Source organism: Campylobacter corcagiensis (assembly GCF_013201645.1).
GTDB classification, from domain to species: domain Bacteria; phylum Campylobacterota; class Campylobacteria; order Campylobacterales; family Campylobacteraceae; genus Campylobacter_B; species Campylobacter_B corcagiensis.
In genome coordinates, this window is record NZ_CP053842.1 from 884,755 (window position 1) to 899,246 (window position 14,492).

The 14,492-nt window shown below is 32.3% G+C and carries 13 protein-coding genes and 1 pseudogene; 11 read left to right on the forward strand and 3 right to left on the reverse strand.

From position 1 onward, the window contains the following. Window positions 1-7: 7 nt before the first annotated feature. From purS to htpG, 9 genes are all read left to right on the forward strand, one after another. Window positions 8-244 carry a phosphoribosylformylglycinamidine synthase subunit PurS gene (purS, locus tag CCORG_RS04620; protein WP_025803421.1) on the forward strand — a complete coding sequence of 79 codons (237 nt, stop codon included), beginning with the start codon at window positions 8-10 and terminating at the stop codon, window positions 242-244. Beyond that, window positions 241-903, forward strand: coding sequence for a phosphoribosylformylglycinamidine synthase I (purQ, locus tag CCORG_RS04625; RefSeq protein ID WP_025803420.1), 663 nt, complete (start codon window positions 241-243; stop codon window positions 901-903). Before purS ends, purQ begins: the two co-directional genes overlap by 4 nt. Then, the gene (locus CCORG_RS04630) at window positions 900-2,165 is read left to right on the forward strand and encodes an SH3 domain-containing protein (RefSeq protein ID WP_025803419.1); all 1,266 of its coding nucleotides are present in this window, start codon (window positions 900-902) and stop codon (window positions 2,163-2,165) included. The genes purQ and CCORG_RS04630 overlap by 4 nt, the downstream gene beginning before the upstream one ends. Before the next feature lie 3 nt (window positions 2,166-2,168). Beyond that, window positions 2,169-2,366 (forward strand): sulfur carrier protein ThiS, encoded by a 198-nt coding sequence (gene thiS / locus CCORG_RS04635; protein ID WP_025803418.1) that lies wholly within the window; start codon window positions 2,169-2,171, stop codon window positions 2,364-2,366. Continuing rightward, entirely contained in the window at window positions 2,367-2,987 is a 621-nt protein-coding gene (gene thiF, locus CCORG_RS04640) for a sulfur carrier protein ThiS adenylyltransferase ThiF (RefSeq protein ID WP_025803417.1), read from the forward strand. Window positions 2,988-3,036: 49 nt separating this feature from the next. Continuing rightward, window positions 3,037-3,789, forward strand: a complete 753-nt coding sequence (locus CCORG_RS04645) for a thiazole synthase (protein WP_025803416.1) — start codon at window positions 3,037-3,039, stop codon at window positions 3,787-3,789. Between the two features lie 3 nt (window positions 3,790-3,792). Continuing rightward, window positions 3,793-4,947, forward strand: coding sequence for a 2-iminoacetate synthase ThiH (gene thiH, locus CCORG_RS04650; protein ID WP_025803415.1), 1,155 nt, complete (start codon window positions 3,793-3,795; stop codon window positions 4,945-4,947). After that, complete coding sequence (locus CCORG_RS04655) at window positions 4,944-5,480, forward strand: thiamine phosphate synthase (protein WP_025803414.1); 537 nt, start codon at window positions 4,944-4,946, stop codon at window positions 5,478-5,480. The genes thiH and CCORG_RS04655 overlap by 4 nt, the downstream gene beginning before the upstream one ends. Window positions 5,481-5,563: 83 nt before the next feature. Next, window positions 5,564-7,414, forward strand: coding sequence for a molecular chaperone HtpG (htpG, locus tag CCORG_RS04660; protein ID WP_025803413.1), 1,851 nt, complete (start codon window positions 5,564-5,566; stop codon window positions 7,412-7,414). A gap of 161 nt (window positions 7,415-7,575) precedes the next feature. Here the strand turns inward: htpG and CCORG_RS04665 are convergent, their stop codons facing one another. Then, window positions 7,576-8,025, reverse strand: coding sequence for a rhodanese-like domain-containing protein (locus tag CCORG_RS04665; protein WP_025803412.1), 450 nt, complete (start codon window positions 8,023-8,025; stop codon window positions 7,576-7,578). A gap of 173 nt (window positions 8,026-8,198) precedes the next feature. On the opposite strand from CCORG_RS04665, the gene CCORG_RS04670 reads away from it, so the two are divergent. Both CCORG_RS04670 and CCORG_RS04675 read left to right on the forward strand, forming a co-directional pair. Then, window positions 8,199-9,608: an aspartate ammonia-lyase gene (locus tag CCORG_RS04670; protein WP_025803411.1), complete on the forward strand. Its 1,410-nt coding sequence runs from the start codon at window positions 8,199-8,201 to the stop codon at window positions 9,606-9,608. Window positions 9,609-9,660: 52 nt separating this feature from the next. Beyond that, a complete protein-coding gene (locus CCORG_RS04675) occupies window positions 9,661-11,007 on the forward strand; it encodes an anaerobic C4-dicarboxylate transporter (RefSeq protein WP_025803410.1) in 1,347 nt (448 codons plus the stop codon). 445 nt (window positions 11,008-11,452) lie between these two features. On the opposite strand, the gene CCORG_RS04680 is transcribed toward CCORG_RS04675, so the two are convergent. Continuing rightward, entirely contained in the window at window positions 11,453-12,004 is a 552-nt protein-coding gene (locus CCORG_RS04680) for a hypothetical protein (RefSeq protein WP_025803409.1), read from the reverse strand. Then, a pseudogene (locus CCORG_RS04685) lies at window positions 12,004-14,403 on the reverse strand (molybdopterin-dependent oxidoreductase). Before CCORG_RS04685 ends, CCORG_RS04680 begins: the two are co-directional and overlap by 1 nt. Window positions 14,404-14,492: the final 89 nt, after the last annotated feature.

Below are 14,492 nucleotides of genomic sequence, written 5' to 3' on the forward strand. Positions count from 1 at the left end.
AGAGATTTTGAAAGTTATAGTAAATGTAAAACTAAAAGCAGGTGTCCTTGACCCTGCTGGTAAAGCAACAGAAAATGCACTCCACTCACTTGGGTTTATTAGCGTAAATGATGTTCGTATCGGTAAGCAAATCGTGTTTAATCTTGACATTGATTGTAAAGATGAAGCTAAAAAAGAAGTTACTAAAATGTGCGAAGAACTCCTTGCAAACACAGTAATAGAAGAGTATGAGATAGTTTTATGAAAGTAGCTATTATAAATTTTCCAGGCACAAATTCAGAGATTGATACAAAATGGGCGTTTGATAAGCTTGGGTGTGATAGTGAAATTTTATGGCACAAAGAGAGTAGTATTGATGCTGATTTAGTTGTGCTTCCTGGTGGATTTAGCCATGGAGATTATCTTAGAACAGCAGCTATTGCTAAATTTAGCCCTATTATGGAAGCTGTTAAAGCTCACGCTAAAAAAGGTGGCTATATCTTAGGAATTTGTAATGGTTTTCAGATGCTTTTAGAACTTGGGTTACTGCCTGGTGCTATGAATAAAAACTTAAGCTTGAATTTTATAGCTAAATTTCACTGTTTAAAAGTTATATCAAATTCAAATAAATTTCTTAGCAATTGTGAAGTTGGTGAAATTTTAAAAGTTCCAATAGCCCATGGTGAAGGAAACTATCACATTGATAATTATAGCTTGTTTAAAATGCAAGATAAAGAGCAAATTTTACTTAAATACTGTGATGAAAACGGAGAAATCTTAAATCCAAACGGTTCAGTTGATGGCATAGCTGGAATTTGCGATGAAAACAAAAAGATTTTTGGGCTTATGCCTCATCCTGAAAGAGCTTGTGATGAACTAAATGGCAGTGTTTGTGGGATTAAAATGCTAAAAGGATTTCTTTGAGAATATTTATAACAGCCCTGCTTTTTCTTGCTAGTTCATTAATAGCTGAGGATGTAGATCTTGAGTTTTTAAAAAGCATAAAACCTAAATCTCAAGAAGAAATTCACGAGCAAGGACCTTACGCAGCTGAGAAAAAAATCCTTGAAAAAGACGAACTTACTCTTGATGATCTCATGTTTATAGCACCTACAAATGAAGAAGTCATATATGAAGAAAATGCTCAAGACTTCGCTGTTTATCAAGAGGTTAGAGTTACAGAACTTCTTTTGTCAACAAGCAATGTTCCTAAACAAATTTATCAAAATCAAGTATTTAGTATGAATTTTGCTGCAAATATTCAGCAAAACATTAATCTTGATCTTAACCTAACTATTGACTCCACAGAGTCGCTAAATTGGCTAAATCAAAATAATATTAATTGGGTAAAAGATATCAACGGTGTTTATAGAACAACGCTTTGGTTTGAAGCAAACGCAACAGATGCTTCTATAAATAAAATAAATGTTATAGCAAATAGAAATGGTGAATTTTTTCAAAAAGCAAGCATAAAGCCAAAACTTCCTAAAATTACTAATGTTGAAGAGCGTCCAAACTACGCTCATATAGTGGCTGATGAGCTTTTAGTTAAAAACTACAAAACATCTAAATTTGATGATAGTTCCAACATCATGACTATTGAAATAACAGCTAAAAATGCCAACCTTAACTCAATGTGGATAAATGATCCATCCATTACTAGACAAGGTTTTAACCCTTCAAGGGGAAATTATAGAAGTCAAACTGGATTTTACTTTGTTGTCTTTGATAACAATAAAACTGAATTTAACTTTAGTTACTTTAATGCAGTAAATAAACAGTTTGAAAACTACGCCCTTGGAGTAAGGCTTGAATTTGATGATTTAAGTACTCAAGTTGGGCTAAATCCGCAAAATGATCCATTTTCAGCATACAAAAAAGCAGCTATTTACATAGGTGTACTTATTTTATTATTTATGTATGTAGCTAGCAAAAACTCAACCCCATTAATTTTTGCTTGTTTTTTAATAGCATTTAATATCTACAGTCAAGACCCGCATTTTATCGGCATCGTAGCTGATAAAACGAAGGTAAAAATCCTTCCTATAGAGCGTTCAACTATTTTTTATGTAACACAAAAAGATGAAAAAGTTGAAATTTTTGACAAGGAAGGTGGGTATTATAAGGTGTTTTTTGATAATGGAAAAATTGGCTGGGTTGAGGAAAAAGATATAAAAATAGAGTAATTTATGCTAAAAATAAACGCAAAATGTGAGAATGAATTTATAGGAAAAAGCTTAAGTGAATTTTTAAAGGCTAAAAACTATAACATCTCTCACATTGCAGTTGAGTTAAACAAAGAGATAGTGCCAAAAGACAGATACGATACTACCATTTTAAAAAGTGGCGACATATTGGAGATTGTTACTTTTGTAAGGGGTGGGTGATTGGATAAAGATGACTTTTTACAAAAATTTAAAAAAAGAAATTCAAAAAAACTAAGAAAAAATCTAAACAGTTTAAAAATTGCAATAGCTGGGGCTGGTGGTATAGGCTCAAATTTAGCCATCTATCTTGCAAGAGCTGGCATTACTAATTTACATATCATAGACTATGACAGAGTTGAAATTTCTAATCTTAATAGGCAGCACTATTTCATAGATGATGTTGGAAAATATAAAGTTGATGCAATAAAAAGCCACCTTCTAAAAGTAAATCCATACATAAGTGTCACAACTGAAATTATAAAAATCACAAAAGATAATATCTTAGAAATTTTTAAAGACTATGATTTGATTTGTGAAGCTTTTGATGATGAAAAGAGCAAGTCAATGCTTGTTGATGAAATTTTATCAAATTTTAGTGATAAATTTGTAATATCAACTTCTGGAATGAGCGGAAATATAATAGATGAAAATTTTAAAATTAGAAAATTTGGAAATAGACTTTTTGTTTGTGGAGATTTAAAAGATGAAAATTTAGAGATTTCAGGTCTTATGGCACCAAAAGTTAGTGCTTGTGCAGCACTTTGTGCAAGTGTAGCATTAGAAATTTTACTAAGTAAATAGTAGTTGTGATAATATAAAAGGTACTAAATTTAAGATTTAAAGGTTAAAAATGTTAAAGCTAGGAAACAAAGAATTTCAATCGAGATTTATATTAGGTAGTGGTAAATTTAGCCTTGAGCTAATAAAAAGTGCTATACATAACGCAGGAGCTGAGATTATAACTCTTGCTTTAAGACGTGCAAATTTAGGCGGAGCTGAAAATATACTAGATTTTATCCCAGAAAATATCACCATACTTCCAAATACAAGCGGTGCGATAAATGCTGATGAAGCAGTTAGGATAGCAAAGCTTTCTAAAGAGATAGGTTGTGGAAATTTTATAAAAATTGAAGTTATAAGAGACACTAAATACTTGCTTCCAGACAATTACGAAACTATAAAAGCTACTGAAAAACTTGCAAATTTGGGTTTTTATCCGCTTGCTTATATGTATCCGGATTTAAATGTTGCAAGAGATTTAGCAAATGCTGGAGCGGCTGCTGTTATGCCACTAGCTTCACCGATTGGTTCAAATCGCGGACTTTTAACTAAAGAATTTATTCAGATATTGATAGATGAAATAGAAGTTCCAATCATAGTTGATGCAGGTATTGGTAACCCTGCACAAGCATGTGAAGTTATGCAAATGGGTGCAGATGCTGTTATGGTAAATACAGCAATAGCAACCGCAAGTAACATAAACCAAATGGCAAAGGCATTTAAACTGGCAGTAGAAGCTGGAAGAGAGGCATATCTTGCTGGTTTAGGTAGGATTATAAAACAAGCTGATGCAAGCTCACCACTAACTGGATTTTTGGACTAAGATATGAGAAGTGATTGTATGGAATTCCTTCCGCAAATGGAGCGTATAGATAGCAACATAATGGATGAAGTCTTAAAAGCTAGAGATGATTATAAATGTGAAAATTTTGAAATTTCAGATATTAAAGCAACACTTAGTAAAGATAGAATTTCGTTAATTGATCTTAAAATTTTACTTTGTGATAATGCTTTAGTTGTTTTAGAAGATATAGCAAGAAAAGCACGAGAGCTTACAAGGGCAAATTTTGGAAATTCTATTAACTTTTTTACTCCACTTTATATCTCAAACTACTGCGATAATGCCTGCGTATATTGTGGTTTTGGGTGCAGTAATAAAATAAAAAGAGTTCATCTAAACAGCACTTCTATAGAAAAAGAGTTAATCGCTATCAAAAAAACAGGACTTAATGAAATTTTACTACTAACTGGCGAGAGTCAAACTTACTCAACGCCGTCTTATATCGCAAATGCCGCTAAATTAGCTAAAAAATACTTCTCAACCATCGGAGCTGAAGTCTATCCTATGGATACTAAAGATTATAAGCTTTTACACGAAAATGGCGTGGATTTTGTCACTATCTTTAACGAAACATATAGCATTAAAAAATATCAAAAAGTCCATATTTCTGGCAATAAAAGAGTATTTCCTTACCGCTTTAACTCTCAAGAAAGAGCTTTGTTAGCTGGAATGAAAGGAGTTGGCTTTGGTGCACTTTTGGGTCTTGATGATTATAAAAAAGATGCTTTTTCAACTGCTCTTCATGCAAGTTTAATCCAGAAAAAATATCCACACGCTCAAATTTCTATCTCGGTTCCTCGTCTTCGCCCTACTTTAACAAATTCAAAAATAAATCCAAATAGCGTAGATGAAAGACGCCTACTTCAGATAATTTGTGCATACAGAATCTTTTTGCCATTTGCTTCTATAACTATTTCAACAAGAGAGAGTGCTAAATTTAGAAACGCAGCCATACAAATCGCTGCAAATAAAATTTCAGCAGGAGTTAGCGTTGGCATCGGCACTCACGATGAAACAAACCATGACAAAGGAAGTGAGCAGTTTGAAATTTCAGATAGTAGGAGTGTTAAAGAGGTCTATGATGACGTACTTAAACTAGGTCTTCAGCCAGTTTTTAAGGACTATGAATTTTTATCATGAATATAGTTTTTGTAACAAATAGCCAACTTTCTAGTCAAAATTTAACTCAAATTTTAAAAACAAAAACTGGCTTTAATAGCGTGATTTTAAGAGAGAATTTAGAGTATTACAATAAATTTGGAACTAGGATAATAGAAATATGTAAATTAAAAGGGGTAAATTTTATAACTCATAATTTTACAAATTTTGCTATTCAAAACTCTCTTAAGAGTATTCACTTTAGCTTTTTAAATTTTAAAAATTTAGATAAACAAATTTTGAAAAATTTTAGCCAGATATTAGTTAGTGTTCACTCTATAGATGAGCTTAAATTTGCTAAAGAAAACGGCGCAACAGCGGTTATTTATGGAAATATTTTTAAAACGGACTCTCATCCTAAAAAACCAGGAGTTGGCATGGATAGCTTAATAAATTTAACAAAACAAACCGATTTAGATGTTTATGCAATAGGTGGCATAAATTCTAAAAATCTAGATAAATTTAGCAACCTTGATATAGCTGGTATCTGTATGATGAGAGAATTTATGCTATAAAGTTGATATAAACTCTATAAACTTTACTAAATTATTAGCAACTTATGGTATAATCTGCTAAAAATTTTAGAAAAGGAAACAAAATGACAGAAAAACATGAATTTCAAACAGAGGTAAGTGATTTATTAAATTTAATGATCCACTCACTCTATTCAAACAAGGAAATTTTCCTAAGAGAGTTAATATCTAACGCAAGCGATGCGCTTGATAAACTCAACTACTTAACACTAACTGATGATAATTATAAAAGCTTAAACTACACTCCAAAGATAGATATCAAAATAGATAAAGATGCAAAAACATTAACTATTAGCGATACTGGAATTGGAATGGATAAAGATGAACTTATAAGCTCGCTTGGAACAATAGCAAGAAGCGGAACAAAAGGCTTTTTAGCAAACTTAAGTGGAGATGCTAAAAAAGACTCAAATTTAATAGGTCAGTTTGGAGTTGGTTTTTACTCAGCCTTTATGGTGGCTGATAAAATAGAAGTTTTAAGTAAAAAAGCATTAAATGAAGAAGCAAACTTATGGATAAGTGATGCAAAAGATTTTAGCATTAAACCAGCTAAAAAAGATACTCACGGAACGCAAATCACACTTCATATGAAAGATGATGAGTTTTTAAACGAGTATAGGATTGAAAATATCATTAAAAAATACTCAAACCATATCGCTTATCCAATTTTTATGGATAAAGAGGAATTTATCCCAGCTAAAACTGATGATGAAAGCAAAGAGATAGAGCCGAGTAAAAGCGAAATCAAAAATACTCAAATAAATAGAGCAAGTGCATTATGGCGAATGCCAAAAAGCTCACTAAAACCAAGTGATTATAATGAATTTTATAAACAAATCAGCCACGACAGTGCAGATCCACTACACTATATTCATACAAAAGCAGAAGGAACCTTAGAGTACACTACGCTTTTTTATATACCAAGTGTAGAGCCGTTTGATCTATATAGGGTTGATTATCAAAGCGGGGTTAAGCTCTATGTAAAAAGAGTTTTTATAACTGATGATGAAAAAGAGCTACTTCCTGTTTATCTAAGATTTATTAGAGGAATTATAGATGTTGAAGATCTGCCACTTAATATAAGCCGTGAAATTTTACAAGAAAATAGAGTAATGGCGACTGTAAAAGATGCAAGTGTTAAAAAAATACTTAGCGAACTTAAAAAAATGATGGATAGCGATAGAGAAAAATATCTAAAATTTTATAATCTTTTTGGCAGAGTTTTAAAAGAAGGGCTTTATGGATTTACACCTTATAAAGATGAGATTTTAAATTTAGTACTTTTTAAATCAAGCAAAAGAGATGGTCTTATTAGCCTAAAAGAGTATAAAGAGGCTATGAAAGATGACCAAAAAGAGATCTTTTATATAACTGGTAAAAACTCTCAAATGCTTAAAAATTCGCCTCTTTTAGAGAGTTTTAACAAAAAAGAAATTGAAGTTTTGCTTTGTGATGATGAGATAGATGCTATTGTTATGCCGATGGTTTTTGAGTATGATAAAACCCCTATAAAGCCAGTTTCAAGTGCTAAATTTGAAGAGGAGTTAAATCAAGATGATTTTAAAGAACTAACTTCAAAGATAAAACAAGCCTTAAACGATGAAGTAAAAGATGTCCGTGTTACTTCAAGGCTTGATAAATCAGCGTCTTGCTTAGTCTATGATGAAAACGACCCAGACTTTGCAACACAGCAAATTTTAAAGCAAATGGGACAAGAAAACTTACCAAAAATTTTGCCGATTTTAGAGATAAATCCAAATCACGAAATCATTAAAAAACTAAAAGATAATCAAATAATGCTAAATGATGTCTCAAAAGTTCTTTTAGGGATTGCAAAAATTCAAGAAGGAATTAATTTAGAAAATTCAGATGAATTTGCGAATTTACTAACTAAATTTATAGAAAAAGCGATTTAGCCTTAAAAAGAGTAGCTAAAAACTACTCTTTTATAAATTCATAATTATATTCTTTGCTTACTAGCTTCGCCTTTTAAAATCTCAAGTGCAACTACAATATCCCAAATCTCAGCAGATGCAAGATTAGCAAAATTAGATCAAATCAATAACCTTTTCATTGATTATTTTTTCTTATATCCATATTTTTCTATTAACTCTTCTGTATCTACAACTTCGCTTTTTTCTATTTTTTCATAGTTATATTTCTCTTTTAAAGCTTTCATTCCACCTTGTAAATTAATAATCTTCTCAAAGCCTCTTCCATCCAACATCTTAGCAGCTACACCGCTTCTACTACCAGCTTTACAAATAACCCCAATAGGTTTTTTAGGATCTAGCTTTGAACTTAGTACTTGTTTCACAAAAGCGTAATTTAGCGAAGTTTCATCATCATTTTTAATAGGAATCCAAATTGCTTTTTCAATATGTCCTTCTAAAAATTCACTTGGAGTTCTAACATCTAGAATTTGTAAATTTTCATCTTCTATGATTTCAGGCGTGACATCTATATTTATAATATCACCAAATAAAAGAGATGAGCCAAAAACCAAACCAAAAACAACTTTTTTCATTACTACTCCTTCTTTTAAAAATATATATTTTTATTATACAAATATATTTTAAATAAAATTTTATTTTTTATAGTTAAAAAATATATAATAATTATATTTTAATTTATGAATTTTAGATTTCTTTAAAACTTATTGTGATATAATTACACAAATCTTTAAATAAAGGAGAAAAGATGGCAACAAGAAAAGAACACGATTTTATCGGTGAGTTAGAAATTAGCGACGATGTCTATTATGGTGTCCAAACTTTTAGAGCGGTTGAAAACTTTAAAATGACTGGAAGACAGATCAAAGACTATCCATTCTTTGTAAAAGCTTTTGCTCAAATCAAAAAAGCAGCAGCCTTAGCAAATAAAGAAGTTGGAGTTTTATGCCCTGAAAGAGCTGATGCGATAGCAAAAGCAGCTGATAAAATTATCGCTGGTGAGTATTTAGATCAATTTGTTGTAGATATGATTCAAGGTGGTGCTGGAACATCAACAAATATGAACGCAAACGAAGTTATCACAAATGTTGCGTTAGAAATTTTAGGTCATAAAAAAGGCGAGTATAAATATCTCCACGCAAATGATCACACAAATTTAGGTCAAAGCACAAACGATACTTATCCAAGTTCTATCAAAGTTGCAACTTATGCAAAACTAGATGATCTATTAAAAGCTATGGAACTTTTAGTAAGCGAACTTGAGAAAAAAGGCACTGACTTCAAAGATATGATAAAAATGGGAAGAACAGAACTTGAAGATGCCGTTCCTACCACACTTGGAAATACCTTTAACGCTTTTGCAAGCTATGTAAAAGCTGATATTGAAAACATTAAAAAAGCAAAAGATTTAATGAGCTATTTAAACATGGGTGCAACAGCTATCGGAACAGGTATCAACTGCCATCCAGATTATAAAAAAGCAGTTCATAAACATCTTAGCCAAATTACAGGAAATGAGTTTAAACCAGCTGAAAATTTCATAGCTGCTACTCAAGATACAGCTGATTTTGTTCAAGTTAGTGCTAGTTTAAAAACAGCTGCTGTAAGACTTTCAAAAATAGCAAATGACTTGAGATTAATGAACTCAGGTCCAAGATGCGGTTTAGCTGAAATCGAACTTCCAAAAATGCAACCAGGTAGTTCAATCATGCCAGGAAAAGTAAATCCAGTTATAGCTGAAGTTGTTGGTGAGGCTTGCTATGAAGTTATGGGAAATGATGTAACAATCATGCTTTGTTCAGAAAGAGGAGAGTTTGAACTAAATGCGTTTGAACCAGGAATCGCATATGCACTATTTAACTCACTTGTAGTTTTAGAAAATGCATATATTACCCTAGCAAACAAAGCTATAAAAGAACTAAAACCAAAACCTGAAAACTGCTTAAATTTAGTTCTTAATTCAGTTGGTATAGTAACTGCCTTTAACCCAGTAATTGGCTATGAAAACTCAGCATCAATTGCAAAAGAAGCACTTGAAACTGGCAAATCAGTAGGTGATATTGCGATCCAAAGAGGTCTTTTAACAAAAGAAGAAGTTGATAAACTTCTAGATCCAAAAAGCATGTTAAACCCTCATATGGATCATACTGGTAAATAGTAAAAATAGCACAAGGATTTTTCCTTGTGCCTTAAATTTAAAAGGATTTTTTATGGACGTTTCAATTATTTTACAAATTATTGTTCTATTAGGAGCGATATTTCTAGGTGTTAAGCTAGGTGGTATCGGCATTGGTTATGCTGGTGGACTTGGCGTTATAGTTTTAACCATCGGACTTGGCTTAAAAATGGGAAGCATTCCATGGGATGTTATTTTAATCATCGCTTCTGTTATTTCAGCCATTGGGGCGATGCAAGTTGCTGGAGGGCTTGATTATTTAGTTCAATTAGCTGAAAAAATACTTAGGAAAAACCCAAAACATATAAATTTCCTAGCTCCAGCTGTAACTTACTTTTTAACAATATTTGCTGGAACAGGTCATACTGCATTTTCTATGATACCAGTTATCGCAGAAGTTGCAAAAGGTCAAAACATTAAGCCTTCCGTTCCGCTATCAATTGCAGTTGTAGCTTCACAAATAGCAATTACAGCAAGTCCAGTATCAGCTGCAGTTATTTTTATGGCTGGTGATATGGCACTTGGTGGGCTTGGAATTTCTTATCCGATACTTCTAGCTATTTGGATTCCAACAACATTTGCAGGTTGTATGGTAACAGCTTTGATTATGAACTTACTTTGGAAGCAAGATTTAGATAAAGACCCAGTTTATTTAGATAGACTTTCAAAAGGTTTAGTTGCAGCTCCACAAAAAGAAGGAACTTATAAAGAGCTTCCAGCAGGTGCAAAAACTTCTGTTATTATCTTTTTAGTTGGAATTATCTTAGTTGTTTTATATGCTTCAGCAATTAGCCCTCAATTTAAACTAATCGAAAATGTCAAACTTCCTAGAGATGGTGCGATTATGAGTATTATGCTTACAATTGGTGCGTTAATTGTTATGATTTGTAAGATTGATGTTGATAAAGTTCCACTTCAAAGCACATTTAGAAGCGGTATGACTGCTTGTATCTGCGTTTTAGGTGTTGCGTGGCTTGGAGATACTTTTGTATCAAACCACACAGAAGAGATCAAAGGCTTAGCTGGTGATTTAGTAAGTCAGTATCCTGTATTATTATCAGTAGCGTTATTTTTTGCAAGTATGCTTCTTTACTCACAAGCAGCAACTGCAAAAGCTTTGGTTCCTACTGTTATAGCAGCCCTTGGATTAACTGCTACAAATAACGGCGATGCTTATATCTTAGTTGCATCATTTGCAGCTGTTTCTGCACTATTTGTTCTACCAACCTACCCTACACTTCTTGGTGCAGTTCAAATGGACGATACAGGAACAACAAGAATTGGAAAATATGTATTTAACCACGCATTTTTCTTGCCAGGAGTTTTAGCTATAGCTTTCTCAGTAGGCTTTGGCTTTATTCTAGCACCGATTTTAATGTAAAATTCGTGCGAATTTAGTTGGGAGCTTTTCCCAACTAATCAAATTTAGTATAATCTTATAAAAATATACAACCATATAAAATTTAACAAAATTTAAGTTCATTATTCTTAATGATTTTATAAAACCCAATATAAATCTTATTAAATTTAAAATTTATACCATTTGAAAACTATTTATATAACTCTAAAAATCTACTTAATTCATAGATTATAAGAGCATCTCTAATAATATCAAATAAATTTAATCTTAATATAATTTTGGTATTAAACTATCAAAAGCTTAAAATTTCTAAATGTTAAAACTAGATATAAGTGTATAAATTTAAAAAAGCCCTAAGTTTTTACTCTTAGGGCTTTGTGGTTATGAACTTTTTGCATTTTTCTAAAATTTCTGAAATTATAACAGAATAGCTCATTAAAACTTCATTTTAAAACTTAAAATAAAATTACTCTTCCTCTTTTGCAAAGCCATCTTTTGCATGCGCTTCTAAAAATCTTAAAATTCTAGCTTTTTCTTCGTCATTTATCTTTGCAAAATACTGCATAGCTGATAAATAAGCATCCCACTCATTCATCAAATGCTCAGCTGGATGATGCCCTGCGTGGCAACTTGTACAAGTATCATAATAAACCAGTTCAATTTCCTCCCAAGATGGATACTCTTTATCGGTTAAATCAGAACTTTTTACCAAAAATTTATCACCGCTTTTTGCCTTTTTATCATTTAGCGTTAAAAAGCTAACTAGTGGCATTCCAGTTGTTGCATCGTTTTTATAAACTAAAACTTTATCATCCATTGCTGAGGCTTCACCTTTTATCTCAATCAAAGAAAACTCATCATCTTTTTTTATTAAATTTACAGGTGTTCCTTCATAAATTTCTCCAACAACTGCTTTTGTATCTGGGTCTAATAAATTTGTTTTGATATTATAAATCCACATATCTTTTGCAAATGCAAAATTTCCTAAAATTAATGCTAAAAACAGAACTTTTTTCATTATGCTTCCTTTATACTTGGTGTTTTTATGCCACTATATGGCTTAACATCTACTTTTTTAATATTTACAAGGCAAGTATTTACCGAAGTTGCTTGAGCCATAGATGAGGTTGAAAAGTTTGGAGTTAGGACATTTACATGACCAGCGTTACATCTTTTTTCGCTTTTATCTTCTGGGTCATACCAAACGCCCTCTTGCAGTGATAAAACTCCACTCATTATATCATCACTTACAACCGCACCTGCTAAAACAGCACCTCTATCGTTAAAAATTTCAACCGTATCGCCATCTTTTATGCCAAGTTTTAAAGCATCATCTTTATTTATCAAAACTGGTTCTCTATTTCCAACCTTATAAAGTTTTCTAACAAAGCAGTTATCAAGCTGAGAGTGAATTCTATAAGTTGGGTGTGGGCTTACGATGTGAAATGGAAATTTAGCCGTCATTTCTTTATTTCCTAGCCACTCGTTTGGCTCTTTCCAGATAGGATGACCTTTAAAATCATCTAAATTATAACTTGCAAATTTTTCTGAATAAATTTGAAGTTTTCCTGTTTCAGTTCTTAGTCTATTATTTACAGGATCATCTCTAAAATCACTATGGCGGACAAATTTATACGCACTTTCATCTGGCGTAAAATGCACAAATCCCTCTTTCCAAAACTCATCAAACTCAACATAATTTGGACAATCACTTCTTTCATAAAATTCTTTTATTCTAACTTCTTTTGATTTTCCACCGCCTGTAAATTTACGCCACTCTCTTTCTCCGACCATTTTTGCCATCTCTTCAAAAATATCGTAGTCGTTTCTTGCTTCATTTAATGGCTCGATGACTTTTTTCATAGCATAAACATAATCTTGAGAATAGCTTCCACCATAGCTTATATCATCTCTTTCAAGCGTTGTAGTCGCTGGTAAGACGATATCTGCCATTTTTGCAGTTGGTGTCCACCAAGGCTCATGAACTATAACCGTATCAAGAGTTCTTAAAGCTTTTATTAAGCTATTTGAGTCTGGTTGGTGACCTAAAGTATTACACCCAACATTATAGAAAATTTTAATATTTGGATAGGTTATTTTTTCGCCTTTAAATTTGATAGTTTTTCCAGGATTTAAAATCGCATCACTTACTCTTGAGGCTGGAATTTTAGCCCTTACTTTGTTTTTTCCCTGTGCAAGACCTGCTGGAAGCATAACTCCGCTTGATGCTTGACCGCCACCACAATAGTGCATAGAAAAGCCAAATCCACCGCCAGCAAGTCCGATTTGTCCGATAAACGCAGCCAAAACCATAAGAGTCCAATCAGCTTGTTCGCCATGTTGTGCTCTTTGCATCGCCCAGTTTCCTGCTAGAAATGTTCTATTTTTTACAAAAGTATCAGCAAGTGATTTTATAACACTTTCTTCAATTCCAGTTATTTTACTAGCCCAAGCAGGGGTTTTTTCTACTTTATCTTCTGTTTTACCAAGCAGATATGGCAAAAACTTATCAAATCCATAAGTGTATTTTTCAATAAATTCTTTATCGTATTGTTCTGTTTTATAAAGATAGTGCATCATTGATAGCATTAAAGCCACATCAGTATTTGGGCGAATTTTTATCCAATCTGCGTTAAGTTTTTTTGCAATAGGGGTGTATTGTGGGTCAATTGTAATAAATTTAATATTTGATTTTGCATATTTTTCATAGTAAGGATTATTTCCACGATTTGGAACTTTAAAATCGATTTAATTACACTTTAAAATATCAGCACCCCACATAACATAAACTTGAGTATTTTCTAAGATAACTTCGTGTGCGGTTTGAAGTGAATAAACTTCTAAATCCCCAACTATTGTTGTATTTACCTTACCAGCTGCACCGTTACTGTGTTCGCCATCCATTGTAACTGCACCGCCAATTACGGTATTAAAAAATCTACCAGTTGTTGCTGCACAGTTGTGAAGTAGTCCTGGATGTCCCCAACCACCATAACTTGCGTTATAAATTTCATCAGGTTTTACACTTTGAAGTTTATCTAAAACTAGCTTTAAAGCATCATCCCAGCTAACTCTTACAAATTCCTCTTTTCCGCGAAGTTCTGGCTTTGAGTTTGATTTTACACCTTTTGCTTCAAGATAGCTTTTTCTAACACATGGATATTTTATCCTTGTATCGCTATAAACTCTATCTATCCAAGCCTCACTCCAAGGTATTTTTGGGTCTTTATCAGAAGCTTGTGGGGTGATTTTTACTATCTTTCCACTCTCATCAACATCTGCATAAAATGCACCGACATTTGAAGCACTTGCTATTTTTTTAGTTTGATTTTCTTTTGCTAATAGCTGTGGCACAGCTGATAGCACAGCACTAGTAACCCCAGCTTTTTTAATGAAATCTCGTCTTTTTTCATCAATTTGCATTTTCTCTCCTTATAAAATTTAAGTGAAAAATTATAACCATTTTCATCATTTTAAAATCACTTTTTAGCTTTTAATTAGCTTAA